This is a genomic window from Pedobacter sp. UBA5917, from assembly GCF_002432345.1.
GTDB lineage: Bacteria > Bacteroidota > Bacteroidia > Sphingobacteriales > Sphingobacteriaceae > Pedobacter.
Window position 1 is genome coordinate 1 of sequence record NZ_DJDT01000367.1, and the last position, 25,622, is coordinate 25,622.

The window sequence follows — 25,622 nt, forward strand, 5'->3', positions numbered from 1 at the left end:
GAATTTGGTAATAAACCAATCTTTAACGGTAGCGTCGTTGGCAAACTTTACAGAGAACTCTTTTCTTGGATCGGCAGTTTCGTATTCGTTTATAAGATCAAGCGTAACATTGCCGCCAATACCTGTAGAAACCTTTAACGAGTTAATGGTTTCTCCTTTTGCCTGGTTGTTTGCAGCAATGCTCGAGCTGTAATTGATATCGCCCTGTTTATAAGAAATCTGAAAAATCAATTCCTTACAGGTGGTTTTCTTGGCCACATCAAAAACATCGGTATAGGGGATTTCTGATAAATTACCAAAAGCTTTCATGTTGTAAGCTGCTGTTAGGTAAGTATTGGCATTGGTAAGGTTTTCGGCCTTATTATTCGGCAATGTTGTAGCCATTGTTAAATAAACCTTACCCAAATAAGCATTAATTGCTGCTTTAGATGTTCTGCCGATATTGGCTGTTGCCTGAAAGTTAGGCAAAGTGCTGTTTAAACCATCTTTTAAATCAGCCACAATCTGATTGTATACATCAGCCTCGGGTACACGGAATGTTGCCGCAGTAACCTCATCAGTGGTAACCAATTGTTTGGTAACCAAAGGCACAGGCCCCCATTTCCTTACCAGTTCGAAATACATAATTGCCCTGATAAATTTGGCTTCTGCAGCATAGTTGGCTTTAGTTGCAGCGTTTGCAAAACTTACCTTATCAATGTTCGATAAAATAACATTACTACGCGTAATGGCATTATAAAGTGCCAGCCAGTGTGCTTTTAAGTAAGAATTACTTGGCAACAGAGAGAAATCGTTAAACTGGAACGGTTCGCCGGCATTACTCTGGTTATCATTTCTTCCGGTATCATCCGAGCGCTCATCGGTAAACAGGCCGCTGTTTTCACCCATGGTATTGCTGCTCCTTAGTGATTGATAAGCACCATTTACCGCTAATAATACGTCGTTTTCTGTTTTAAAATAATCATCAACAGTAACCGCATTCGGATTGGTTTGCGCCAAAAAATCTTTTTTACATGCACCCAGTGTTAAAACCGCACCAAGGGCCAAAATTGTATAAATATTGTTCTTCATTTCCTTAATTCTAAAAAGTAAGTTTAACACCCAAATTGTAGGTTCTTGCCAATGGGTAGTTACCATAATCAACGCCAGGCGTTAGGTTAGAGCCTCCGCTGTAATCAACCTCAGGGTTATAACCTTTGTAATCGGTGATGGTAAAGGCATTATCAACACTTGCATAAACGCGGATATTGCTCACTTTAAGTGCATTTACGATCGTTTTAGGAAAACTATAACCCAAAGTGATGTTGGTACACCTGAAATAAGATCCATCCTGAATATAAAATGACGATAAACGTGTACTGTTACTCTGCGTACCTGCACGCGATGCACGGTAATTTAAACCACTGCCCGGATTCGCTTCATTGCGGTAACGATCGGCAACATCTACATATTGGTTACCCGAACCTTCGAAGTTGTACAGGTAATAATCCTGTCCATCCAACACCTGGTTACCGTATGATCCGTTGAAAGATGCCCTTAAATCAAAAGTTTTATACGATGTATTTAAAGAGAAACCATAAGTAAATTTAGGATATGGTGTACCGATTACGGTTTTATCTGCATCGTTAACAATGCCATCGCCGTTGGTATCCTGAAAGTAAAGATCGCCTATTTTGGCCGGGTTGGTGGCCGATGCCGATGGGGCAACTTTACCTAAATTATCGGCTGTAATCCTGCCCAGCACTTTAAAGCCGTAGAACATCCCTACCGGCTGACCTTCTTGTGTAATGTGTGTTAAATACGAGCGTTCTGCACCGTTGGTTAAAATGGTACTTGCACCACCCATATTTAATACCTTGTTACGGTTAACCGCAATGTTTCCGCTTAAACCCAAAGTAAAATCCTGCTTTTGGATAATGCGTCCATCCAATTGGATATCGAAACCTTTATTCCTGATTTTACTGTCGGCCAGGTTGGTCAAGATTGATGAAGTACCCGATACCGCCGAAATAGGTTGGTTGAACAATAAATTGTACGAGTAACTTAAATAGTAATTGGCAATGATATTTAAACGGTTTTTAAACAGGCCGATATCGGTACCAAAGTTATACTGTGAAGTAGATTCCCATCCGAGTTTTGGATCCTGGATAGAATTTGGCCAGATCGCCGTTGAAATCGCGTTTCCAAAAACCACACCTCCCGGTGCGCTCATTTCCTGTTGTGTACGGTAATTCGGGATGTTGTTGTTTCCGCTCAAACCCCAGCTTGCCCTTAACTTAACTGTTGACTGATCGCCAAGAAAACCTTTGTAAAAATCTTCTTCCGAAAGATTCCAGCCAGCAGCTACCGAAGGGAAGTTACCGTATTTGTTTAAAGGACCAAACCTTGATGAACCATCACGACGGAACGATCCTGTTAAGAAATACTTGCCCGCATAGTTATAGCTGAAACGGCCAAAGTACGAAAGTAAGGTGTTGGTAGATTTTGCTGCATTATCCAGATTGAAAAAACTGGCATCTGCACCTTTATCAGTAATCTCACCGATATTGTCATTTTGGAAACCTTTAGCCGAAACCTTGATCAGATCGCTCGTTGTTTTCTGTGCCGAGTAACCCGCTAAAACATCCAGCTTATGTTTACCGAAGGTTTTGTTGTAGTTTAAGGTAAACTCTCCAAGCTGATCAACCTGACTAAGCGTTTGCGCAATAGCAGTTGCAGCAGCAATTGAGGCTGTAGAGTATGGAGGATTATTACCGTTGCTTAAACTGGTTGGCAGATAGAAATCGTATTTTTCGTTATAGGTTTGCGTACCCAGGTTAGCCTTAAAATTCAAGCCCTCCAATATTTTATAAGTAGCATTGGCGTTATAAGTGCTTCTGGCACCTTTTCTGGTAATTTTTAACTGTTCAACCGTAGCTAAAGGATTTTCAGGATTCTGGATACCATACTGAGAAGCCAAAGCACCCATTCCGAACTGGATCGGGTTTCCGTTCGCATCCCTTGCAGGTAAATAAGGCAGATAAATTAATGCCGACATCATCGGACTTAAATCGTAACGGCCTTCCCTCACCTCGCGGTTATCGTTCTGGGTATAAGAAATGTTGGCACCTACATGTAAGCGCTCACTGATGTTACCATCAATATTACCCCTAAAATTGGTTACCTTCTGGTTGGTGTTGGTTACGATACCATCGTTATTCTGATAACCACCGCTTAAAAAGTATTTTACATCTTTGGTACCGCCAGAAAATGAAAGGTTATGGCGTTGAAAGGCAGCGTTGCGGTAAAGTTCATCCTGCCAATCGGTATTATAAGCAGCTGGAATGGCTTGTTGCGTACTGAAATTATATAGATCAGCAGGGATACTTACACTGCTTCCGTTACCTACATTGGCAATACGTGTAGCATTGTTATCGCTAAACATGGCATCGTTCCAGGTTTTACCGGAGTTTACCCATAAATCTTTATAGGCATTGTTACGGCCATCAATTAATAACTGTATAAACTGGTTGGCATCCAATAATTTCACTTTTTTGGCCAATTGGGAAATTCCACCCTGAACATCATATTCAAATTTTCCTTTTCCATCGGTACCTCTTTTGGTGGTAATTAATACTACCCCACCTGATGCCCTTGAACCATAAATGGCTGCAGATGCGGCATCTTTCAAGATATCAATGGTTTCGATATCCTCCGGGTTGATGGATACGTTGTTACCTGCCGGATAACCATCAATCACGTATAAAGGATCAGAACTCGCGTTGATTGAACCGATACCCCTCACCCTGATTTTGGTACCCGAATAAGGCGCGCCACTGGTTTGCGATACCTGCACACCGGCAACTTTACCAACCAATGCCTGCCCTACTGTTGGCGAGGTTAAATTCATTTCGCTTGCCTTAACACTGCTGATGGCTCCGGTTACGTCAGATTTTCTAATTTTCTGGTAACCAATAGCCACAACCTCATTTAACGTATTGCTGCTTTCTTTTAAAACGATATTAATGCTCTGACGACCGTTAACCACAACCTCCTGGTTATCGTAACCGATATAAGAAAATACCAGAACGGCACCTTCATCAACAGTAATCGAGTATTTACCATTACTATCGGTAACGGTTGTTTTTTTTGTCTTTTTCTCAAATACGCTTACGCCCGGCAATGGCTGGTTATTCTGATCGGTAACCGTTCCACTTACCGAGGCAAATGCATGGTTATGCAACCCCGATATGGGTGTTACATTATTTATTGCAATAGCATTAGTATTACAGATGGCCAGTAATCCTAATGGAAAAAGCAATTTCCTGCAGGTATTTTTCATACCCGCGGTTAAAAAAAATGATGTCATCTTTTTGTTCTTAGTAATGGTTTCGAAATGTATTGGGTTTTGTGTTTTTCGAGGTAGAGATCGTAGATTTCACATTTACATAGGCTTATCCTTATGGGTTAACAGGTAATTTATGGAGCGTTCTACTGCGGCAAAAGTATTAGTGTATTTTTAACACTATGTATCCCCAACATTAACTCTTTACCCGAATTAAAGAGGTAACTTTAAATTAATGTTAAATCCACTTTATTCCTCTACTATATCGATTTACTAAATCCGAATAGATAACATCCTGTTAATGTTTCGTTAATGGGAAAACCGGTAATTTGCTTTCAAATATTTAAGCCGTTTGCCCTGTTTTTCTTCATGCTCTCCTTTTTTAGCAGGCGTATATACATTTGATGAACCTTTAGATCTTTTAATGATGAAAACCTTAAATCCAATTTTAGTGCTGGTGGTGATGTTTTTCGTAGCCAGGTATAGCAATACAAACGGTAAGATTGCCAAAACGGTTACCATTGATTCGTTAGGCGCATGTCAGGGTATATCCTACCAAAACGGAAATTATTTTCTTTATGGCGACAGGGAAGTTGGTGTAATGCGCAAGTATCATTTACAAAAGGACTCACTGATTTATCAACACGAAGAATACCGTTTTACCATTAAAGGTGAAAACATAATTAAACACCCTACCGGAGTAGCTTATCACGAGGGTTTACCGACTTTTGTGGGCAATTCGGTCCGCCAAAATGCAGAGGGCACCGTTTGGAAAGCTGTAATCAACTGTATAAATTGGGATGGTTTCTTAAAAACAAAAACATTGGACGGAAATCTTGTTAAAACCATCGATGATGATGCCTGTATCCAGGGCACTCGACCAGAATACGTAAACTATAAAGGAAAATGGTTTGTGGCTACTGCCGATTATGGCAACAAAGCAAACGAAGTACGTTTGTACGATCCAAAAGCTTTGGCAAAGGCTAACAAAACCAGCGAAAAGGGTGTTTTATCTAAAAAATTCACCTGTTCGCCATGGGTGCAAAACCTGCACTGGATTGCCGATAAAGGTATACTTGTTTTAATACAAAACCAGGTTGAAGGCCGTAAATGGCGCTTAACTCTCGTTGATCTTGAGAAATCAATTACAAATGGACATGAATCTGTTTTAGCCGTAATCGACACTGATAAAACCGACGAACTGGAAGGCTTTACCTTCACCGATAAAACAGAAAAAGGAATTGCGGTAAGCTCTTCCAAAAAAAACAATGTAAGTTTTATGGAGTTTAGCGGGTTGCGTTAGGCGGGTTGCGATAAGCGTTTGGCGTTAAGCGAAAGGCGATAACACTCAACAATAAAACCATTACGCAATAGGACAATCTGCGCGCTAAGCGTTTGGCGCCGCGTGATAACTCCAACAATTGAACAATAAAACAATGCAAGGAATAGTTTTATGATTAAACCATTCGTTCTTTACTTTCCCTTTACACATCTTCGCCGTATCTTTAGTTAATCAAAAAAAAGGAAAGATATATGAATACTGAAAAAGCCATTCTTGCTGGCGGTTGCTTTTGGGGAGTAGAAGAACTATTCCGTCATTACCCTGGTGTAGTTTCTACTGTTGTAGGTTATACCGGCGGCGATGTTCCCAATGCAACCTACCGTAACCATGGTACACATGCCGAAGGCATTGAAGTGGTTTTCGACCCCGCTATTTTATCATACCGCAAATTATTGGAATATTTCTTCCAGATCCACGATCCAAGTACCCGTAACCGTCAGGGAAATGATGTTGGTACCTCTTACCGTTCGGCCATTTTTTACAATAGTGAAGAACAGAAAGAAACCGCAAACACTTTGATTGCAGAACTGGATGCATCGGGTAAATGGCCTGGAAAAATTGTTACCGAGGTAGTTCCTGAAACCGATTTCTGGAATGCTGAAGAAGAACATCAGGATTATTTACAGAAAAATCCTTACGGTTATACCTGCCATTTCGAAAGACCAGACTGGAAATTGTAGATAAAATCGTTATTACTGCGTAAAAATCAGGAGAATCATTTTCATTTTCTGGAAATCAGATACAGTAGCATTTCTGTTCATCCTGTCCTGCTGTTCGCTTAATCCCGATGAAAAAATCGGGACCGCTGCCATCAGGTTTAGGTGGCACGGCAAGTAATGCTATTCGGGGTTACAGGATGTTGAAATGCGACATCTCTGCATCATGCTGATCAGCCCTGAATAGTAGCAAGATATTACCCATTTTAAACCTGATTGCAGCGGTAGCTCCCGATTTTTTTCTAATCGGGACTACAAGCAAAAAGCAGGACTAACATTCAAATAAGCACAGGAATTGCTTTTCTAAAAAACGGCAACATACCGTCCGATTAATAGTGATAAACAAAGAGGCAATTTTCTAACCGAAAATTGCCTCTTTGTTTATAGTTAGTGTGGGAAATGATTGACAATTAATCATCATCGTCTTTTTTCTTTTTTTCTAAAATTACGAATGCGCTTCGCTTAGGTGCCGGCATTACCGATTGTTCTCCCTTAACCGACTTCCAGATTACCTCATTCAGATCTAAATCCGGTGCAGCATCTTCTTTTGCAAAGTTGAACATTTCTGAGCGTTTACTACTCTCGTTCATAGCAACATTCCGGGTATCAAGATCAATTAAGGGCTGGATTACTTTATAAGGTGTAAGATCGGGCGTAGCTGTAAAACACTCATAAAGTGGCATTGCAGCAGCATCGTATTGGCTCATTGGAGGCAGACCCAAAATGAGTTCCATCGTTCTTAAAAAACCCGAAGTAGAATACATGGTATGTACAGGGGTATTTCTTTTAACATATGGCCCTATCACATAAGCTGGCGACCGGTGCGCATCAACATGATCTGGTCCGTTCTGTGCGTCATCTTCCAGAATAAACACAACCGATTCTTTCCAGATCTTACTTTGTGATAAATGCTCTAAAATACGGCCAACAGCCAGATCGTTATCCGCAACAGCGGCCTGTGGAGAGTATTTTCCTTTTTTCTGTCCACTGGTATGATCGTTTGAGATCCTCAGGGTACTAAACTGCGGCACAGCACCGGCTACCAGTAACGAATCAAAATCATGCTGCCAGGCATCTACCCTAACCTGGTCTTTAATATCCATATCAAAACCCGGCGAGGCTGCACACATGTGTCCCTGCAACGATTTGATATTCGCCTTGCTATAAGCACCAAACTCACCATAACTGCGGTAACTTACCCCTGCCCTTTGGCAATAATCCCAGATAAAGCCACCTTTTGGATAGGTAACGGGGCGGCCACCTTCAAAATTGGTTGATCCACCACGTGAGCCATAACTGGTTGGCCATGTTTTTTCTACTATATCTGTTGCATAAGCCGCCATGCTCCAGTTATGACCATCGGCACTTACTTCCGCATCAACATAAAAATTATCGAGCAGCACAAAATTTTCGGCAAAAGCGTGCTGATTAGGTGTTATTTTCCTGCCAAAAAGGGTTAGTGAAGAATCACCGTTTCCTTTTTTAAGATCACCTAGCACCTGATCGTAGGTACGGTTTTCTTTAATAATGTAGAAAACATGTTTAATGGGTGATTTTTCGCCCATTTTACGCGGAATAGGATTTCCAGCCTCTCCATCAGCAATAGCCGTTCTTTTATCGGTAAAGGGCGTATTGGCATAAACCTGTTTGGTATATACTTTTAACTGTTCCGGTTTTGGGGCATCAATAATTGATAAGGTACCTTTAAAAAGTCCGGCAATATATTGTAACCTGCTATTGGCCGTACTGCCCATGTGATAACCACTATTATCAATTTTCGAAACCGGTTGTGGCCCCTGCGGGTTGGCCATCGAAGTATTTCCCTTGCCGTTGGTAACCAAAATTTTCGAGCCTAAAACCTTAACACTGGTTGGGTACCAGCCTACCGGAATAAAGCCCATACTTAAACTCGTTCCCAGTTTACTGGTATCAAAAACAGCCAGACAGTTGTTATCGGCATTTGCAATAAATAAAGTTTTTTCATTGGCACTCAAAGCCAATCCGTTCGTGGTAGAACCGGTTAGCTGTGTAGCATAAAGTGTTGTGGCAATGGTTTCGATTACTTTATTATTTACCGTATTGATTACTGAAACCGTATTATCGTTCGCATTGGCAACGTATAGGATATTCCCCTTTTTATTGATTAACAGTTCGTTTGGGTGGTCGCCTACAGGAATGAGTTTTGCAATATTTTCAGCAGCCAGATCAATAACCGCTACCGATTTTCCACCCCAAAGTGAAACGTACAGTTTGTTTTCATCTGCAGATAAAACGCAGCTATAAGCAATTGCAGGCAGCTGGATTTTTTTCAGGATCTGTTTTTCACCCGGATTGATGATGTATAAACTACTATCTTCCTTAGTTACCGTATATAACCTGTTGTTGTTCTTGTTTACAACTATTCCCGCCGGACAGATCTTACCCTTTGGCCAAACCGGACCCAATTTAATGGTATCGCTTTTGGCAAACTTATCATTCTGAATATTGAAATCCAGGATTACATTATCGTTTCCACCAGATGCATAAAGGTGCTTTTCATCTCTACTGAAAGCAATTCCATACCACGATTTGCCCAATTCTTTCTCATCAATTACCTGTTCGGTTTTAGGATTGATCAGCTGCAGCGATTGCGTGCTTTGACCATTGTTGGTAATAGCGATGTATTTGCCAGAATTACTAAGCTGCATATTTAAAGGCAGATCGCCCAGTTGCAGGGAATGACCTGCCGGACTCAGTTTCCAGCCATTGGGCAATAAAATTTGTTTTGTGGTTTCGTTTTTACCGGGCAGTTGAGCAAATCCCTTTTGAACAAAACAGAAACACAACAATATTAAAAAGTATATTTTTTTCATTTTCTTGATTGAATATCCACAATACTAGCGGTGAAGATTAAAATTAACCAGAGCTCTGATCGTATAGCCATTGCCCGATGCAGTGGAACCGATTTCGCGGATAGCCTCAGATGGAATTACCTGACTGCGGGTAGCGTAAAAAACAGGTCCACCAGAAATAGAGAAAGAAAGTTTCGAATGGTTTGGCTCCAGATTGATAGATGGTCCGATCATTACTTTTGCGCCACCTTCTGCCTCATCTTTTTCCCAAAAACCTTCTAAATCCTGGCCTAAAGCTTCAAATCCTATATATAAAACATTCGATACACGGTGCTGATACCCAAAACTGCTGATAAAATCGAGTTTGTCCCTGGTTTTATCAAAAGCTTTTTCGAAACGTAGGTTACCCAACATCCGCCAGTTTGTTCGGTCGAATGAAGCCGTAATCCTGCTGATTGCCGAACCAACGTTCGACCAATCCCTGCTTAATCCTAAACCAGCACCCAATCTAAAACCTGCAATGCCCTTTCCGCCCAAAAAATCCCTGATTACTTCAGCCTGTTCGGCAGAAGTAATTCCTCCGCTATTGGCAAAACCAACCGCCGCCGTTGCATACAGCGTAAATCTGCTTCCCAGATAACCTTTAACGCCAAATTGCTGTCCTAAGCCATCATAGCCAAACTGTCCATTGGTTCTTTCGCCATAGCTGCCCGAATAATGGATATTCCAACGTGGATTCTCTGTAGTTAGCGTATTTAAAGAAAAAAGAAATGGTTGGGCTGTATTCGTACCGGTTTTTATTTCTGGCTTAAATCCGTCTTTTTTCTGTGCAGCACAATTTAAAACAGCACCGGCAAAAAAGAGTATCAAAATTGTCTTTCTCATTTCTTAGAATTTGGTTTCATTTAACACCGGCGATGCACTTGCATTTACCTGATAAGTTTGGATCTTATTATCTTCATCAACTTCTACAATGCGGTAACCTTTATAGGCCGTACCCCAGTTGCCGCCAATATGTGCATCGAAAAAATGTGGCAGTTTATCAGTATAAAAAACGGCATCCAAACTATGATCATGACCATGAAAAACCGCTTTTACATTAGGATAACTGTGCAATAGTTTAATCGTATCGGGACATTCTACAAAAGGGCTTTCGGGTACCCACGAGTGTGGCGGAATGTGTAGCACCACGAACACCGTTTTCAGGTTTTTAAATTTATCGAGTTCCTGTTTCAAAAAATCGTTGTTTGGGCATAAATAGGTTCCTTTTGTATCTGAAGTATTAGCCAGCACGAAGCCTATCCCATTTTTTTCAAATGAGAAATTATCCTCATAACCAAAAACCGATTTCCAGATTTTGGTATCTGCATGATCGTGGTTACCGGGTATGGCATAAAAAGGAACTTTCAGTTTGTCGTAATAATCCTTTTTAACTTCAGCCAACAGATCAGGACGATCGTGTACCAGATCTCCGTTAATGATCACAAAATTTAATGGATTTTTATCGTGGGCCTCGTTCAGCCACTTTACAATATTCTCGTGGTTGAGTTTATATTCCGTTCCCGGCTGTCCGTAATGACCATCTGATGCAATGGCAAACCGTAATTTAGGCGCCTTACCAGATTTGGCAGGAACAGGATGCAGCTCATCTGCAAAAGAAGAAAGAACTGGCGAAATACTGGCTACTACCGCAGCAGCCAAACTATTTTTCAGAAAAAACCGTCTGTTAGACATAAGGATAAAATATGTTTTGTATCAAAGCCCAATATTAGGCTGATGAAACTTCTTAAACATAAATTTAATGTTATGATTAGGTTAACAGAACCTTATCCGTGTATCAATTTTATAACAGAAAAGCTTTGCCACTGGTCTGTATATCGGCAGAGCAAAAAGAAACATTATTTTAAAAAATACTTAGAAATGACTTAAGTTGAAGGTTTGTGGCGACACAAACCTTGGAACACAGACCTTGGGAAAATCGTCACCCTGAATTTATTTCAGGGTCTATCAAGCTAGGAAATGCAAAGCTTTCATTTTCCCGGTCTATTTCCTCACAGAACGAAAAGCAATAAATATTTAAACAATACTTAAAAGGACTTATGCGAAGGTCTGTGGGGACACAGACCTTGGGAGGTATGAAAAAAGTCCTCCGTGTTTTCAGTGCCTCCGTGGCAAAAAAACCATGGTATACTAATTTTCGGTAGATTTCTCCACTGCGATCGAAATGAGGGCTATTAAAAATCAGTCTTTTTAAAGAATAACAATCACCTGTTTTACCACCAGATATGCCGCCAGTGCAAACAAAAATATCGCAATCGATTTATTGATGATCAAGCTGCTTAACGCAAATTTCTCCTGTATATAGGTTGCAAAATGCGCGTATAGATAAAGTGCCAGCGAAGAACCCACGCCCGAGCCCAAACTAAAAATCACTAATGAAAGATAATCCGTTTCTATCCATTGGTGCAAAATTACGTAGTTGCCGAAAAACAGCCAAAATGGGATCTGAACAGGGTTTAGTACCCCTAAAATCAGTCCGTACAATACACTTCCGCTGCGTTTATCTTCTTTTTTATTACTTGTTTTAGGTGCTTTTTTCCGGTTTTTCCAGGTAATGGTACCCATTACCAAAAACATTACGATCATAAAGCAATCAACCAGGGTACTCAACCGTACTTCGCTTACCGCTTCGTTAGGGTTGATATCGCTCATGGCCCATCTCGCAAAACGCATCATACCGAAAGTAAAAAATACTTCTACACAGGAGAACGACAGGATAAAATACCAAACCTGGCGCATGCCCTTGTTAATGGCGAGCTGCGCAACAGTAAGGTTAATGTTGCCCGGAGGTATATAGCCCATGGCATTGAGAATGATGCCAATGAAAAACGTTAGAAAAAGCATTGCCGAAATTATGGATTTAAATTTAAATGCGATGCTAAATATTTTCCGGTATACGATTTTTCGACCTTAACCAGGTCTTCGGGAACCCCTTCGAATACCAGCTGACCGCCGCCATCGCCACCTTCAGGGCCGATATCAATCACCCAATCGGCACATTTGATCATATCCATATTGTGTTCGATCACCAGAATCGTATTTCCCTGCTCTATCAAAGTATTTAACGCCTTTAGTAGCTTTTTAATATCGTGGAAGTGTAAACCGGTAGTCGGCTCATCAAAAATAAACAGTGTTTTATTGGCATTGTTACCTTTGATCAGGAACGAAGCCAGTTTAATACGTTGCGCCTCACCACCTGATAAAGTATTCGAAGATTGCCCCAAATGCACATAGCCTAAACCAACATCAACCAGCGGATTTAATTTATTCAGGATTTTTTGCTCATCCTTAAAGAAATCAACCGCTTCATCAATTGTCATATCCAGAATTTCGGATACGTTTTTCTCTTTATAGGTTACATCTAAAACCTGTTGTTTAAAACGTTTACCGTTACAGGCTTCGCATGGCAGATAAATATCGGCCATAAATTGCATTTCGATCTTCACTTCGCCCTCGCCCTGGCAAACATCGCAACGGCCACCCTCTACGTTAAAAGAGAAAGCAGCCGGTTTTAATCCCGCAGCTTTTGCTGTTGCCAAACCCGAAAATAGGGCACGGATATCATCCCAGGCCTTTACATAGGTAACCGGGTTCGAACGGCTCGAGCGTCCGATAGGGTTCTGATCTACCATTTCTACCGCACTTACCAGATCGTAATTACCGAAAATACCATCGTACGCACCGGTTTGTTCCCCGGCATAATTGCCGATGGCTTTTTGAAGTGCCGGATATAATATTTTTTTAACCAAACTCGTCTTTCCCGAACCCGAAACACCACTAACCGCGGTAAAAACACCAAGCGGGAATTTTACATCGATATTCTGCAGGTTGTTTTCCCTCGCGCCTTTAATCAGGATATGATCTTTCCACTTACGGCGTTTCTCCGGAATAGCAATTTTTTCCAGCCCGGATAAATAACGACCGGTTAAACTGTTTTTATCTTTTAAAATCTCTTCGTAATTGCCGCTGAAAACCAGGTTACCACCATGCGTACCTGCCTCGGGACCAATATCGATAATGTAATCGGCTGCACGCATCATTTCTTCCTCATGCTCTACCACGATAACAGTATTACCTACATTGCGGAGCGAAACCAATACTTCGATCAGTTTATTCGTATCGCGTGGGTGCAAACCGATACTCGGTTCATCGAGCACGTAGATAGAGCCCACCAAACTACTTCCCAACGAAGTAGCCAGATTGATCCTTTGCGATTCGCCACCCGATAAGGTATTCGATAAACGGTTTAAGGTTAAGTAACCCAAACCCACATTGTTTAAATAAAGGAAACGGTTATCAATTTCGGCCAATAAACGTTTGGCAATTTTGGTGTCGTTGGCATTTAATTTCAGTTCGTTAAAGAAAACCAGCGCTTTTGATAATGGCATTAAAACCACATCAATAATAGATTTTTCTGCAATCTTAACATAAGAAGCATCTTTACGTAAACGCGAGCCTTTACAATCAGGGCAGGTGGTTTTTCCACGGTAACGCGACAACATTACACGGTACTGTATTTTATAGGTCTGCTCTTCCAGTTCTTTAAAGAAAGCATCCAGGCCGGCAAAATATTTATTCCCTGTCCAAAGTAACTGCTGCTCCTTTTCAGTTAGGGCACTGTACGGACGGTGGATGGGAAATTCAAATTTAGGAGCAGCTTTGATAAAATTCTGCAACCATACATTCATTTTCTCACCACGCCATGGCGCAATTGCATTATCGTAAATACTTTTGCTTTTGTCAGGAATAACAAGATCTTCATCAATCCCGATCACATTACCGTAACCTTCGCAGCGCTTACATGCACCATAAGGATTATTAAACGAGAAAAAGTTCGGTGTAGGCTCCTCGAACTTGATACCATCCAGCTCAAAGCGGTCGCTAAAATGTTTGGTAGTACCCTCGGCCTCTACATAACAATCGCCCTTGCCTTCAAAAAAAGCAGTCTGTGCCGAATCGGCCAAACGGCTTAATGTTTCTTCTTCCTGGTTGGTAACAATACGATCAATCAGGATCTGAACGGTTTTATCATCCGTTAATTCTGCATCCTTAAAACCGGCATCATCCAAAACAGATTCTATCTTTTCAATTTTATTGTTGATCAATACCCGCAAAAAGCCTTTCTGTAATAAAATGGCCAGTTCTTCTTTGATCGTACGGTTATTGTGCGGATACAGCGGACAGAAAATGGTTACCGTAGTATCCTCAGGCATGGCATTTACATAATCTACCACTGTACTTACTGAATCTTTTTTAACCTCTTTGCCCGAAACCGGTGAAATGGTTTTACCGATACGCGAGAAAAGCAGCTTCAGGTAATCGTAAATTTCGGTAGAGGTACCAACCGTTGAGCGTGGGTTGGAAGTAATTACCTTTTGCTCGATGGCAATTGCCGGGGCAATTCCTTTAATATAATCAACATCGGGTTTATTCATCCTGCCCATAAACTGACGGGCATACGATGATAAACTTTCTACATACCTGCGTTGCCCTTCGGCATATAAAGTATCGAAAGCCAGTGATGATTTGCCCGAACCCGACATACCCGTAACCACCACAAGTTTATTCTTCGGGATGGCAACATCGATATTTTTTAGGTTGTGCACACGGGCACCTTTTATGATAATATTTTTATGCGGATCTTTTTCGGCCTCTTTTTTGCTCATGTATTGTAAAGAATATATTGTATAACCCCAGAATGTGGTTAGGGTTTTTGGAATTACAAAAATAGGGTACTCAGACGGTTAATTTATTTTTTAACATTTTATTTTTTGTTTTTTGATAAAAAAATAACTTTCTTTGGATATTAACAACCTCAAAACCAAACTGACACATTCAAAAAACATAGGAGAAGAGCTATAGAAATTAAACATCTACAAATTAATTTTTGGCAAATAGTAAGGGATTTAGTGTAGGTAAACCTATGAATTTACAATCATATAACGATCAGGACCTGGTAAAGGTATATATTACCGGGAACGAGAATGGATTGCAGGAACTTTTAAGAAGACATAAAAGTAAAATTTATACCTCTATCTACTTATTGGTTAAGGACCAATATCTGGCGGAGGATATATTTCAGGATGCTTTTATAAAAGTAATCAACACCCTGCGATCGGGAAGATATAACGAAGAAGGTAAGTTTTTGCCTTGGGTAATGCGTATTGCGCACAACCTGGTTATCGATTATTTCAGAAAAGAAAAAAGAACACCCATCATCACCAGTTCCGACGGAATGGATGTCTTCAATATGCTACACTTTTATGATGAGAGCGCAGAAGACAGAATGCTCCGCGATCAGACCCATAAAGATTTAAAAGCAATGATCCATTTATTGCCCGATGAGCAGAAAGAAGTGCTTTTAATGCGCCACTATGCCGATTTGAGCTTTAAAGAGATCGCAGATTTAACTGATGTAAGCATTAATACCGCTCTTGGCCGAATGCGTTATGCACTGAGTAATCTGCGTAAAATGCTCAAGACGAAGGAGATGACCTATAAAGGGTAGCGAAATTGTTACATAAAATGTTTTAGGGGTTGAAATAAAGCATCTGAACAATCGTTAAGTTTATAAAACTTATCACATTCAGTTGCTTATGACAAAAACCTCTACATCAAAAAACAATGTAAATTTACCTACACCTAACATGTTTCAGCCTAAAACTGATATTGAATCTGACGCAGAAATCGACTTATTTTATGATCAAATAAAAGGTAAGTTAGATAGACTGGCTAAAAATCCACAAGATGAAACCATCAATAAGATTTTAGCTTACAGCAGAGCAAAGTAGTAAATTTTACAAAGGCCAAAAAAGCTTGTTCCACGGGGTGGGGCAAGCTTTTTTTATGATGGAAAATGGAAGAGATAAGATGGATGATGGTTCACTTGTTCATTCGTCATTGGTTCATTGGTTACTGCAAATCGCAAACTGGAAACTGCCTACCGCATTGCTTTATTGCTGGATGGCTAATTTGTTAACTGCAAATTGCCAACTGAAAACTGTTAGTCTGGTTAATTGTTTACCCTTCGATTACGCTCAGGGGTTAACTGCAAATTCTCCCGCAACTCGTCATCCTGAACTTGTTTCAGGATCTAGCATAAAAACTTATCTGCAAACTGCTAATTAAAAACTGTCGTATTTGGTTAAACAAGTTAACTGCAAGCTGCCTAACATATTGTTTTATTGCTGGATGGCCAAATTGTTAACTGCAAATTGCCAACTGTTAGTCTGGTTAATCGGTTAATTGTTCGAATTGGTTAACTGTAGATCCAAGCTGCCTACCGAATTGCTTTATTGTTCGATGGCTAAATTGTTAATCGAAAACTGCCAACTGTAAATTAAATTGTTGGTTAATTGACCATTAATCCATCGGCCATCAACCATAATCCATCCAACCATCAACCATAACAATTCAACAATAAAGCAATCGAACACAACAATCCAACAATAAAGCAATCTAACAATAACAACCATCCTCCATCTCACATCTTCCATCCCCATAAATGTCCTAATTTTTACAATCCCCTATTTTTAAAAGCCTTACCTTTGCATAGTGTAATTTTAACACTAAGGGTATTATGAACAAGAACTTACTTCCACTCACTTTAGGCGGTTTAGGCATCGGAATCACAGAATTTGTAATGATGGGTTTGTTGCCCGATATCTCAAAAGATTTAGCCGTAACCATTCCGCAAGCCGGACATTTAATTTCTGCATATGCCCTGGGTGTGGTAATCGGTGCCCCTTTGTTGATCATGATTGCGGGTAAATATCCGCCAAAATTGATTTTGATCGCACTGATGATCATGTTCACGGTTTTCAATGCATTTTCTGCCTTTGCCCCTACTTTTAATACTTTATTTATTGCCCGGTTACTTTCAGGTTTACCGCATGGTGCATTTTTCGGTGTAGGTTCGGTAGTAGCCAGTCGCATTGCCGAAAAAGGAAAAGCTGCACAAGCCGTATCGCTGATGTTTATGGGTTTAACCATTGCCAATATTGTGGGTGTGCCGCTCGGTACTTTTATTGGCCATAATTTTTCGTGGCGCATATCTTTCGCAGTGGTGGTATTTGTTGGTTTGGTTACTTTATTAAGCTTAAAGCTATGGTTACCTGCTTTAGAAGCAACAAAAAACCGCGATTTAAAGGCCGAATTAAGTTTCTTTAAAAAACGCGATGCATGGATCATTATCTTCATGATTTCAATCGGAACAGGCGGACTGTTTACCTGGTATAGCTATATCGCACCATTAATGACAGATGTTGCAGGTTTTTCTTCAAACGCTGTAACCTATATATTAATGCTGGCCGGTTTGGGCATGATGTTCGGTAATTATATTGGTGGCCGTTTAGCCGATAAGTTCTCGCCTGCAAAAGCTTCTGCGGCTTTATTACTTGTGATGGTAGTTACCCTAACCATTGTACATTTTGTATCGGCAAATCAACCCCTGGCTTTAATCATGACTTTTGTTACCGGCGCAGTCGCTTTCTCATTGGCAGCCCCTATCCAGATGTTGATGATCCAAAGCGCCAAAGGTTCTGAAATGCTGGCCGCATCGGCAAGTCAGGCGAGCTTTAATATCGGCAATGCCCTTGGTGCATTCTTCGGCGGACTTCCATTGGTGTATGGCTTCGATTATACTTCGCCTGCTTATGTAGGTGCAGCAATGGCACTTGTTGGTGCTTTCTTTGCATTCTGGTTAATTAAGAGCAATCAGGGTGTAACGGAAGAAGTTAAAGTAGCAGCTACTTCTTTTCATTAGCGTAATAATTGAATGAGAGAATTTTGAATGATTGAATTTGAGTCCTCCCCTCACACACTCATTCAAAATTCAATCATTCAAAGCCAGGTACCAGTTAATTTTGTAGAAAATGAGAGTAGGTGCAATTAAAAATGTTCAGTCCTGCTGTTTGCTGTAGTCCCTCCCAAGGTCGGGAGCTGCCGCGTCCATCAGGTTTATTATCAAAGGCCTGTGTAGTTAATAAAACCCACCGTATTAGAATAAACTTATCCTTTTGAAACTATTTTGGGCTTAACCTTATCTTTCAATCGGCCGACCGCCATCCCTAAAGATATTCCATAAAAAGATTGCACACTGTTCAGATTTGCAGAAAAACCGGCAATAACAGCTGCTGTTCTATCCAGATAAATGCCGTACTTTATTTCGAGCGGTAAACCTATCGGCTTCTTCCTTATGGTTTCATATACATTATTGCTAAAAAGGCATCCACCGGGCCTATTACAATCGTTATATAAAAATGCACCACGGCTTATCTGGTTAACCAATGATAAACCCACACCGAACTTTAAATAATGATAACGGCTAAAAGTATAACTCTTGCCCACTAAAATACCGATATCGGAAACACGTGGCTCTGGCAAACCACCAAAATAAAAGATCCTGATGTGCTCTACTTCCGATACTTTAAGTGAAATATAACTGTTCTTTTTCTGCAGATAAAAATCAAGGTCAGCATACAGACCGTTTTCGCCCCCATTGCCCAAACTAAAACCAAGGCCAAAATAGATTTTACGTTTTTGGTGCAGGGTATCCTGCTGTGCCAGCGCGCCTGTAAAAATGAACAGGCAATAGCATAATATCAAATATTTCATAACAGTTATGTTTTAATTTTAAGCAGCTTTCCCCATTTTTTTGAGCAACCTTAAATGCGATTTTATTCCACCCATATAACTGGTACAATTTGGCGTTATCCCCTTTTCATTTAACATTCCGTACAATATCTTGCTGATCTTTGGGTAATATACATGGTGGTAGTGCGGAAATAAATGATGGGCAATATGGTTATTAAAACCTCCCAAAATAAAGTTTGCAGCGCTACTGAACGGGTGCATATCGTTCGAGCTCTTTACCTGGTTCATCAACCACGATGCATTGATATATCCCTGGTCATCTGTTTTTGGATATTGTGTTTCTTCCACGTGGTGCGTCATAAAAAAGGTAAACAATAAAAAAAGCGACTGGCTTAAATGCATCAGCAGAAAACCTGTTACCACAATGTACCATGGCTGCCCAGAAAAAAATATGGGCAGAACCAAAAGCAAATTGATATATATTGCTTTTTGTAGCGCGAAAGAGAGGTAATATTTAAAGTCTTTTTTAACCTGATAACCATCGTCGCTAAATAGGATTACAAAATCTTTTACAAAAATCCAGAAAAGCGAATAAGTGGTGTAAGCCAATGGCGCATACAGGTGCTGGTAAGCGTGGAACCAATAATGTTTGCTATCGGGTACCACACGGATGAGCTTTGATATTTTAAGGTCCGAATCATAATCTTCTACATTGGGCGCATAATGGTGCGAATTAATATGCCGCAGTTTCCATGCCTCGGCGTGTGCGCCAACTATGGTATAAATGGCCATAAAACAGATATGGTTAAATTGTTTATGCTTAAAAATGGTATTATGGGAGAAATCGTGAGAGAAGTTGAAAGCAAAGAGCAACGATATAAAACCATAACCCATAAAACAAACAACAAATACCAGAGGATCGTTAATTTTATATAGCGCCATATAAAGCAGTAATGTAAGCGAGAAATACACTAAGAATTTGAATAAAATCTGCAACACAAAACGCTGCTTATCCATAATCAGTTCCTGATCTACCCGCTTATATATTGCTTTTAGCAACTCACTGTGAGCGGCTACGTGAATATGCTTATCTTTCATATTGCATCGGGATTAAATGTTCGTTTCTGCCCATCATTTTTAAAAACCTGAAGTGCGAGGCCAGCGATTCGCCGTACGACATTTCCATATAGGTAAGGTTATACTTTTTGGCCAGCGTTTTAAAAATTGGAATAATTTTAAGGTAATGTACATGGCAAACATTCGGCAGCAGGTGGTGTACCGCATGGGCATTAAAGCCGCCGAGGGTCCAGTTTAAAAACTTACTTTCCGCATGGTAATCTATAGAAGTAAGTAACTGTAGCTTTGGCCAGCTCATATTTAATTTATCATCTCCATCAGGCACCGGATGCGATACATAATCAGATAAATGCGCCACGCCCAAAACCCCTACAAACAATATCGAAATGATAAAATGGTTCAACAGAAAGGCCAGCAAAACAGTTGGCCAGCCGTACGGCAGCAGGTAAACCGGTAAAATAATCATATAGCCTATGTATAAAAGCTTGTAAGCAATCAATTTTACAGCTTCGATACGTGGAATCTCAATTTTAATGGTACGGCTCGATAGTTTGAACAACATCAAACTTTCCCGAAAAAAGAACCAGTTAATGGAATAGAAGAGATATAAAAACGGGGCATAAATAAACTGGTAACGGTGATACCATTTCAGTGGCTGCGATTCGGTCATCCTGAACAAAGGATTATTCAGCACATCAATGTCGCTCCCCTCTATGTTGGTATATAAATGGTGCGATTCGTTATGGTTTTTGCCCCAAACGTAGGCATTATTGCCCTGCAGGTTAAAACTGAGCGAAAACAACAACTGGTTCCAGAACTTACTTTTTACCGCAACTCCATGGGCCGCATCATGCGAAACGTTAAATGCGGTTAACAGCACAGAAAGCCCCATAAGCAGGTAAAGCACATAAAACGCCAATACGGAATGACTGGTAATCATTAAAGTGTAAAACAGGATATCCAATCCGAAATAAAGGAAGATCTTGAAAAACATCTTTGAATTCCCGGTTTTCTGCAAGCCATTTTCAGCGAAATACTGTTCTATCTGCTCGTTCAGTTCTTTATAAAATGTCGAGCCTTCATCTTTTATAAATCTTAATTTGTTCATAGCGATATTGATTTAAAATGATAAGAAATGCTTCAATAGTATATGTATTGCATCACCCTTTAAAATTCCAATTGATCAGCGGTAACTTTCTTTTTTGATTCACATTCCATAAGCCTAGCTGCACTCCTTTTAAGTCTTTACTTTTATTGAATAGCGCAACCTGTAGCCCCCTGCTTTTGTTCACCGAATTTGTTATTACTGCTAACTGAAGTCCTTTATAACTAACTGCATCATTGCTTACACCTATCTGCAATCCGTTCCCCTTGTGTACATCATTGAACATGGAGAGCTGCAGTCCATTCTGTTTTTCGGTTACATTGCAAAGAATTGAAATGGAAGCCCCATTTGTAGCATATAAATATTGGCCAATAGTGCCTAGCGTTACCCCATTAACTATGCAATCGTCGCCAATGGTACCCGAACCCGAAAGATTCAAACCATTGATCTTCTCTGCAAACACTACATCCTTCAAGGGGATAAGATTTTCATCTTTATATACCGGGGCGTGCGGGGCAAGTGGCAATAACAATCCGGTACCAATGAGTTCTAATCTCAGCCCATTGGTTATTACATTGATGTGTTTTTCAGATAGCCCGGCAAAAAGACCAAACGAAACCCCGGTGATATTTGCATCCGCCTGATGGAATGTTGCTGCCGGAAAATGATTTTTCCTAATTTGACTGTACCCTTTCACTTCCAGCAAAAGAGCGATCAGCATGATGAATGTTATTTTACTTTCCATGATGTTTGGATTAAGTTCATCCCCAAATCTAAAACACTAAAAAAACACAAATTAACCTTAAAGATTACCTATATGAATCAATTTAATCTTCTAGAAAATAATTCATTTAAACATGTAACTATAAATTATATTTCATAAATTAAGCTGATGAAATAATTCATTTGATTATTAAAAAATGGAAGATCTCACCCAAAAATTAATCTTTATGGATAATCAACAGGCATTATTTTTTCAAGCCATTAAATCATCGCTGCCCGATTACCAGAATTTGGCACTTAGTGTAGCTGAGGAACTGGGCATCAGCACCAACGAAGCTTACAAGAAAATAAGGGGTGATAGTAATCTTACTTTTCAGCAGATCATTAAACTTTCAGACTGTTTCGACGTGCCTTTTTTATACAGCCCAAAGCAATCGCTCTCCGTAACCTTTAGTTATTTGAGTGTAAATGAAGATCTGGACATGGTAAACTACCTGCGTAATCTTTTGGATAACCTCAAAGCCATCAAAAACAGTAAAGAGAAACACATCACCATTACCACAGATGATATTCCTGTATTCCACTTTTTTAAATACCCCGAATTAACCAGTTTCAAACTATTTTTCTGGGCAAACAGCGCCAATAACATCGAGACATCTTTTCATTCTACTTTTCTTTCAGAAGAAATTATCAAAATTTCGCAGGAGCTTCACAGCACCTACCTCGAAATACCCAGTACCGAAATATGGTCGAAGGATACCATTACAGGTACTCTGGAGCAGATCAGGTATGCTTTTGAGGCCGGTCATTTAACAGACACCGAGCTGGCGGTAAAAATTGTAGAACAGGTAAAATATTGCCTTACCGACATGAACATGTACGCCATCAGCAGTAAAAAAACGATCGATCCAACTCACACCTTCAATTGGTACAACTGTGATGTTTTGGGCAGTATTTCCTATCTGGTCGATTTTAAAGACCGCATGGCCTGCTACAACAGATTTAACACTTTCAATTATCTAAGAACAGAAGACCAGGCCTATTGCAAACAAACCAAACAGTGGATGCAGGGCCTGATCATGAAATCGGTTTCCTTTAGCGGCCAGGGAGAGAAACACCGGAATAAATACTTGTATAATGCCTTTGCTGAGTGTGATAAATTATTGAGGGAGATGAATGGGGATTAGTCATGAGTCCACAGTCTTAAGTCGATAGTCTCAAGTGGATTAATCAACAATGAAACTCTTCAGCGTGTGGCGTTTGGCGATAAGCATCAATTAACCCAATTGGCAGTTTACAGTTTTCAATTTGCAGTTAATCAAAAGTCAACGCATCCACTCTTCAAGTTACCGTCATTTTGAGTGGAGCGAAACGTAGCCGAGAACCACGTAAGTGCTCAGCGAAGCTAAATTTATCTCGAGGTAGATCTCTCCACTTCGCTATGCTACGGTCGAGATGACGCCACTTTTTTTAAACGCTGTTAATGGTAGCGAAGTGCAACGTGGTCCAGATAACTGCCCATTTATTAAGCTGTAATCCTGACCAAAACTAGATGACGATACGTTTTATTGAAATCTATTAAGTACAAATTCTGTGTTTTGGCATTCAAAATCAACCACAACAATATTAACAATTAAACAATATAGCAATTTACCGATGACAGTGAACAAATGACCAATGAACAAATGAACGAATTACATATATTTGCCCATGCTAAAAAAAGAACGTTATAAACTTTTTGTAGAACATTTTTCGGCCAAGCAGCCCGATGCAGAAACCGAACTGCATTACAACAATCCCTACCAGTTATTGGTTGCGGTAATCCTTTCTGCACAGTGTACCGATAAAAGGGTGAACATGGTTACCCCTGCCCTTTTTCAACGTTTCCCGAATGCAAAAGCTTTGGCAGAAGCCACACCCGATATTGTTTTCGATTACATCAGGAGCATCAGCTACCCTAACAATAAAGCTAAACACCTGGTGGGCATGGCCAACATCCTGTTGAACGAGTTTAATGATGTAGTACCATCCGATATCAACGATTTACAGAAAATGCCAGGTGTAGGCCGCAAAACAGCCAATGTAATTGCTTCTGTAATTTATAATGCACCTGCAATGGCGGTTGATACCCACGTTTTCCGCGTAGCCAACCGGTTAGGACTAACCAATGGAAAAACCCCGCTGGCAGTGGAGAAGGATTTGGTCAAACATCTTCCAGAGCACGATATCCACATTGCACACCACTGGTTGATTTTACATGGCCGTTATGTTTGTTTGGCCCGGAACCCTAAATGCGATGTGTGCGAAATCACTTATATGTGCAGGTACTTCGAACGCTTAACCGCACAACAGGAACGCGATAAACTAAAAGTCTAAAAAATTATTTTCAATTTACTATTGACATTAGCTAAAAAACATTTACCTTAGCTAAATATATTAGTATTATAAATATCAACATTTGAGCATATTAGCCGAGAATCGATTATATTTACGAAATCAATGAAAAAAGAAATGAGTACAGCAAATCCAGATAAATTAAAAGCCTTACAACTTACTTTAGATAAACTAGAGAAATCATACGGTAAAGGAACCATCATGAAACTCGGTGATACAGCTATTGAACCTATAGATTTTATTTCTACAGGATCAATCAGTTTAGATATTGCTTTAGGTATTGGCGGTATTCCGAAAGGACGTATTATCGAAATTTATGGTCCGGAATCTTCTGGTAAAACAACTTTGGCTACACACATTATTGCCGAAGCACAGAAAAAAGGCGGTATTGCAGCATTTATTGATGCGGAGCATGCTTTCGATCAATTTTACGCAAAGAAATTGGGTGTAGATACCGATAACCTTTTGATCTCTCAACCGGATAACGGTGAACAGGCGCTGGAAATTGCCGACAACCTGATCCGTTCTGGTGCGATTGATGTACTTGTAATTGACTCTGTTGCCGCTTTGGTACCTAAAAGTGAGATCGAAGGCGAAATGGGCGACAGTAAAATGGGTTTACATGCCCGTTTAATGAGTCAGGCGTTACGTAAATTAACCGGAACCATTTCTAAAACCGGATGTTGCTGTATCTTTATTAACCAGTTACGTGATAAAATTGGCGTAATGTTCGGTAACCCTGAAACTACAACAGGTGGTAATGCTTTAAAATTCTATGCATCGGTACGTTTGGATATCCGCCGTATTTCGCAGATTAAAGATTCTGACGAAGTTTCTGGTAACCGCGTTAAAGTAAAAATCGTTAAAAATAAAGTAGCTCCACCTTTCCGTATTGCAGAATTTGATGTGATGTTCGGCGAAGGTATTTCTAAAAATGGCGAGATCATCGATTTGGGTGTTGATTTCGGTATCATTAAAAAAGCAGGATCATGGTTCTCGTACGGAGATACCAAACTTGGTCAAGGTAGAGATGCCGTAAAACAATTGTTGAGCGACAATCCTGAACTTGCCGAAGAGCTTGAAACCAAGATCAAAGCAGAAGTAACCGGCGAGCATTTAGCAGAAAAATAAGCTAATAAATAGCTTTTTAATATATATAATGCCCTGTTAAAGATAATTTAGCAGGGCATTTTACTTACTCGAATATTAATGGTTTGGTATAACCTCTAAAAAATGTGATTAGTTCTGGCTAAACACAGTATCAAAGTCTTTGGTAACGTAAACAATTACCAAAAGCGCGGCAATAACCAGTGCGCCTAAAATAACCACTCCCCAACTTCCTTTAAGTTTGTCTTTATCCTTCCTGATCAACCAGTAAATAATGGCGATAAGCGGTATCGCACAAACAATCCAAAATATTAACGATGCTCCTGTCATATATAGTTTTTTATTCCAG

General features: G+C 40.1%; 20 protein-coding genes. 8 read left to right on the forward strand and 12 right to left on the reverse strand.

The genetic code is table 11. The features are described 5' to 3' along the window. The coding region (locus B2V92_RS25460; protein WP_293313406.1) for a RagB/SusD family nutrient uptake outer membrane protein at positions 1 to 1,071 on the reverse strand (1,071 nt) is incomplete at its 3' end. Positions 1,072 to 1,081: 10 nt separating this feature from the next. Beyond that, positions 1,082 to 4,321 carry a SusC/RagA family TonB-linked outer membrane protein gene (locus B2V92_RS25465; protein ID WP_293313408.1) on the reverse strand — a complete coding sequence of 1,080 codons (3,240 nt, stop codon included), beginning with the start codon at positions 4,319 to 4,321 and terminating at the stop codon, positions 1,082 to 1,084. A gap of 427 nt (positions 4,322 to 4,748) precedes the next feature. Between B2V92_RS25465 and B2V92_RS25470 the strand changes: the two genes are divergently transcribed. Beyond that, positions 4,749 to 5,627, forward strand: coding sequence for a hypothetical protein (locus B2V92_RS25470; RefSeq protein ID WP_293313410.1), 879 nt, complete (start codon positions 4,749 to 4,751; stop codon positions 5,625 to 5,627). Between the two features lie 230 nt (positions 5,628 to 5,857). Further along, entirely contained in the window at positions 5,858 to 6,346 is a 489-nt protein-coding gene (gene msrA, locus B2V92_RS25475; protein WP_293313412.1) for a peptide-methionine (S)-S-oxide reductase MsrA, read from the forward strand. A gap of 446 nt (positions 6,347 to 6,792) precedes the next feature. Here the strand turns inward: msrA and B2V92_RS25480 are convergent, their stop codons facing one another. The 5 genes from B2V92_RS25480 to uvrA all read right to left on the reverse strand — a co-directional run bounded on the left by B2V92_RS25480 (position 6,793) and on the right by uvrA (position 14,939). Then, entirely contained in the window at positions 6,793 to 9,234 is a 2,442-nt protein-coding gene (locus tag B2V92_RS25480; protein WP_293313414.1) for a bifunctional YncE family protein/alkaline phosphatase family protein, read from the reverse strand. Between the two features lie 24 nt (positions 9,235 to 9,258). Continuing rightward, entirely contained in the window at positions 9,259 to 10,098 is an 840-nt protein-coding gene (locus B2V92_RS25485; protein WP_293313416.1) for a hypothetical protein, read from the reverse strand. Positions 10,099 to 10,101: 3 nt separating this feature from the next. Then, positions 10,102 to 10,947 carry a metallophosphoesterase family protein gene (locus B2V92_RS25490; protein ID WP_293313418.1) on the reverse strand — a complete coding sequence of 282 codons (846 nt, stop codon included), beginning with the start codon at positions 10,945 to 10,947 and terminating at the stop codon, positions 10,102 to 10,104. A 516-nt stretch (positions 10,948 to 11,463) separates the two neighbouring features. Further along, complete coding sequence (locus tag B2V92_RS25495) at positions 11,464 to 12,117, reverse strand: LysE family transporter (protein WP_293313420.1); 654 nt, start codon at positions 12,115 to 12,117, stop codon at positions 11,464 to 11,466. Positions 12,118 to 12,125: 8 nt separating this feature from the next. Next, positions 12,126 to 14,939: an excinuclease ABC subunit UvrA gene (uvrA, locus tag B2V92_RS25500; protein WP_293313422.1), complete on the reverse strand. Its 2,814-nt coding sequence runs from the start codon at positions 14,937 to 14,939 to the stop codon at positions 12,126 to 12,128. A gap of 257 nt (positions 14,940 to 15,196) precedes the next feature. Between uvrA and B2V92_RS25505 the strand changes: the two genes are divergently transcribed. The 3 genes from B2V92_RS25505 (at position 15,197) to B2V92_RS25515 (ending at position 18,037) form a co-directional block, all read left to right on the forward strand. Beyond that, on the forward strand, positions 15,197 to 15,781 hold the full coding sequence (locus B2V92_RS25505; protein WP_113950442.1) for an RNA polymerase sigma factor: 585 nt from the start codon (positions 15,197 to 15,199) through the stop codon (positions 15,779 to 15,781). A gap of 88 nt (positions 15,782 to 15,869) precedes the next feature. Next, positions 15,870 to 16,064 carry a hypothetical protein gene (locus B2V92_RS25510; RefSeq protein ID WP_113950441.1) on the forward strand — a complete coding sequence of 65 codons (195 nt, stop codon included), beginning with the start codon at positions 15,870 to 15,872 and terminating at the stop codon, positions 16,062 to 16,064. Positions 16,065 to 16,852: 788 nt separating this feature from the next. After that, on the forward strand, positions 16,853 to 18,037 hold the full coding sequence (locus tag B2V92_RS25515; protein ID WP_293313426.1) for an MFS transporter: 1,185 nt from the start codon (positions 16,853 to 16,855) through the stop codon (positions 18,035 to 18,037). Positions 18,038 to 18,282: 245 nt separating this feature from the next. On the opposite strand, the gene B2V92_RS25520 is transcribed toward B2V92_RS25515, so the two are convergent. Genes B2V92_RS25520 through B2V92_RS25535 form a run of 4 tightly spaced genes read right to left on the reverse strand, consistent with a single transcriptional unit; the run spans position 18,283 to position 21,794 of the window. Then, complete coding sequence (locus B2V92_RS25520; protein WP_293313428.1) at positions 18,283 to 18,888, reverse strand: hypothetical protein; 606 nt, start codon at positions 18,886 to 18,888, stop codon at positions 18,283 to 18,285. 18 nt (positions 18,889 to 18,906) lie between these two features. Further along, entirely contained in the window at positions 18,907 to 19,965 is a 1,059-nt protein-coding gene (locus tag B2V92_RS25525; protein WP_293313429.1) for a fatty acid desaturase family protein, read from the reverse strand. Continuing rightward, positions 19,955 to 21,052 (reverse strand): fatty acid desaturase family protein, encoded by a 1,098-nt coding sequence (locus B2V92_RS25530; RefSeq protein ID WP_293313430.1) that lies wholly within the window; start codon positions 21,050 to 21,052, stop codon positions 19,955 to 19,957. The genes B2V92_RS25525 and B2V92_RS25530 overlap by 11 nt, the downstream gene beginning before the upstream one ends. A gap of 52 nt (positions 21,053 to 21,104) precedes the next feature. Then, entirely contained in the window at positions 21,105 to 21,794 is a 690-nt protein-coding gene (locus B2V92_RS25535; RefSeq protein ID WP_293313432.1) for an LA_2272 family surface repeat-containing protein, read from the reverse strand. 205 nt (positions 21,795 to 21,999) lie between these two features. On the opposite strand from B2V92_RS25535, the gene B2V92_RS25540 reads away from it, so the two are divergent. The 3 genes from B2V92_RS25540 (at position 22,000) to recA (ending at position 25,297) form a co-directional block, all read left to right on the forward strand. Continuing rightward, positions 22,000 to 22,959, forward strand: a complete 960-nt coding sequence (locus tag B2V92_RS25540) for a hypothetical protein (protein WP_293313434.1) — start codon at positions 22,000 to 22,002, stop codon at positions 22,957 to 22,959. 523 nt (positions 22,960 to 23,482) lie between these two features. Further along, a complete protein-coding gene (gene nth, locus B2V92_RS25545; protein WP_293313436.1) occupies positions 23,483 to 24,148 on the forward strand; it encodes an endonuclease III in 666 nt (221 codons plus the stop codon). 135 nt (positions 24,149 to 24,283) lie between these two features. Next, positions 24,284 to 25,297, forward strand: a complete 1,014-nt coding sequence (gene recA / locus B2V92_RS25550; RefSeq protein WP_293313444.1) for a recombinase RecA — start codon at positions 24,284 to 24,286, stop codon at positions 25,295 to 25,297. A gap of 108 nt (positions 25,298 to 25,405) precedes the next feature. Here recA and B2V92_RS25555 read toward each other — a convergent pair whose 3' ends face one another. Further along, positions 25,406 to 25,603 (reverse strand): hypothetical protein, encoded by a 198-nt coding sequence (locus B2V92_RS25555; protein WP_293313438.1) that lies wholly within the window; start codon positions 25,601 to 25,603, stop codon positions 25,406 to 25,408. Between the last annotated feature and the right edge of the window lie 19 nt (positions 25,604 to 25,622).

Bases quoted from the DNA above. Each gene is read 5' to 3' on its own strand.
- B2V92_RS25465 (WP_293313408.1), bottom strand. From the start codon at position 4,321: ATGAAAAATACCTGCAGGAAATTGCTTTTTCCATTAGGATTACTGGCC.
- B2V92_RS25470 (WP_293313410.1), top strand. From the start codon at position 4,749: ATGATGAAAACCTTAAATCCAATTTTAGTGCTGGTGGTGATGTTTTTC.
- msrA (WP_293313412.1), top strand. From the start codon at position 5,858: ATGAATACTGAAAAAGCCATTCTTGCTGGCGGTTGCTTTTGGGGAGTA.
- B2V92_RS25480 (WP_293313414.1), bottom strand. From the start codon at position 9,234: ATGAAAAAAATATACTTTTTAATATTGTTGTGTTTCTGTTTTGTTCAA.
- B2V92_RS25485 (WP_293313416.1), bottom strand. From the start codon at position 10,098: ATGAGAAAGACAATTTTGATACTCTTTTTTGCCGGTGCTGTTTTAAAT.
- B2V92_RS25490 (WP_293313418.1), bottom strand. From the start codon at position 10,947: ATGTCTAACAGACGGTTTTTTCTGAAAAATAGTTTGGCTGCTGCGGTA.
- B2V92_RS25495 (WP_293313420.1), bottom strand. From the start codon at position 12,117: ATGCTTTTTCTAACGTTTTTCATTGGCATCATTCTCAATGCCATGGGC.
- uvrA (WP_293313422.1), bottom strand. From the start codon at position 14,939: ATGAGCAAAAAAGAGGCCGAAAAAGATCCGCATAAAAATATTATCATA.
- B2V92_RS25505 (WP_113950442.1), top strand. From the start codon at position 15,197: ATGAATTTACAATCATATAACGATCAGGACCTGGTAAAGGTATATATT.
- B2V92_RS25510 (WP_113950441.1), top strand. From the start codon at position 15,870: ATGACAAAAACCTCTACATCAAAAAACAATGTAAATTTACCTACACCT.
- B2V92_RS25515 (WP_293313426.1), top strand. From the start codon at position 16,853: ATGAACAAGAACTTACTTCCACTCACTTTAGGCGGTTTAGGCATCGGA.
- B2V92_RS25520 (WP_293313428.1), bottom strand. From the start codon at position 18,888: ATGAAATATTTGATATTATGCTATTGCCTGTTCATTTTTACAGGCGCG.
- B2V92_RS25525 (WP_293313429.1), bottom strand. From the start codon at position 19,965: ATGAAAGATAAGCATATTCACGTAGCCGCTCACAGTGAGTTGCTAAAA.
- B2V92_RS25530 (WP_293313430.1), bottom strand. From the start codon at position 21,052: ATGAACAAATTAAGATTTATAAAAGATGAAGGCTCGACATTTTATAAA.
- B2V92_RS25535 (WP_293313432.1), bottom strand. From the start codon at position 21,794: ATGGAAAGTAAAATAACATTCATCATGCTGATCGCTCTTTTGCTGGAA.
- B2V92_RS25540 (WP_293313434.1), top strand. From the start codon at position 22,000: ATGGATAATCAACAGGCATTATTTTTTCAAGCCATTAAATCATCGCTG.
- nth (WP_293313436.1), top strand. From the start codon at position 23,483: ATGCTAAAAAAAGAACGTTATAAACTTTTTGTAGAACATTTTTCGGCC.
- recA (WP_293313444.1), top strand. From the start codon at position 24,284: ATGAGTACAGCAAATCCAGATAAATTAAAAGCCTTACAACTTACTTTA.
- B2V92_RS25555 (WP_293313438.1), bottom strand. From the start codon at position 25,603: ATGACAGGAGCATCGTTAATATTTTGGATTGTTTGTGCGATACCGCTT.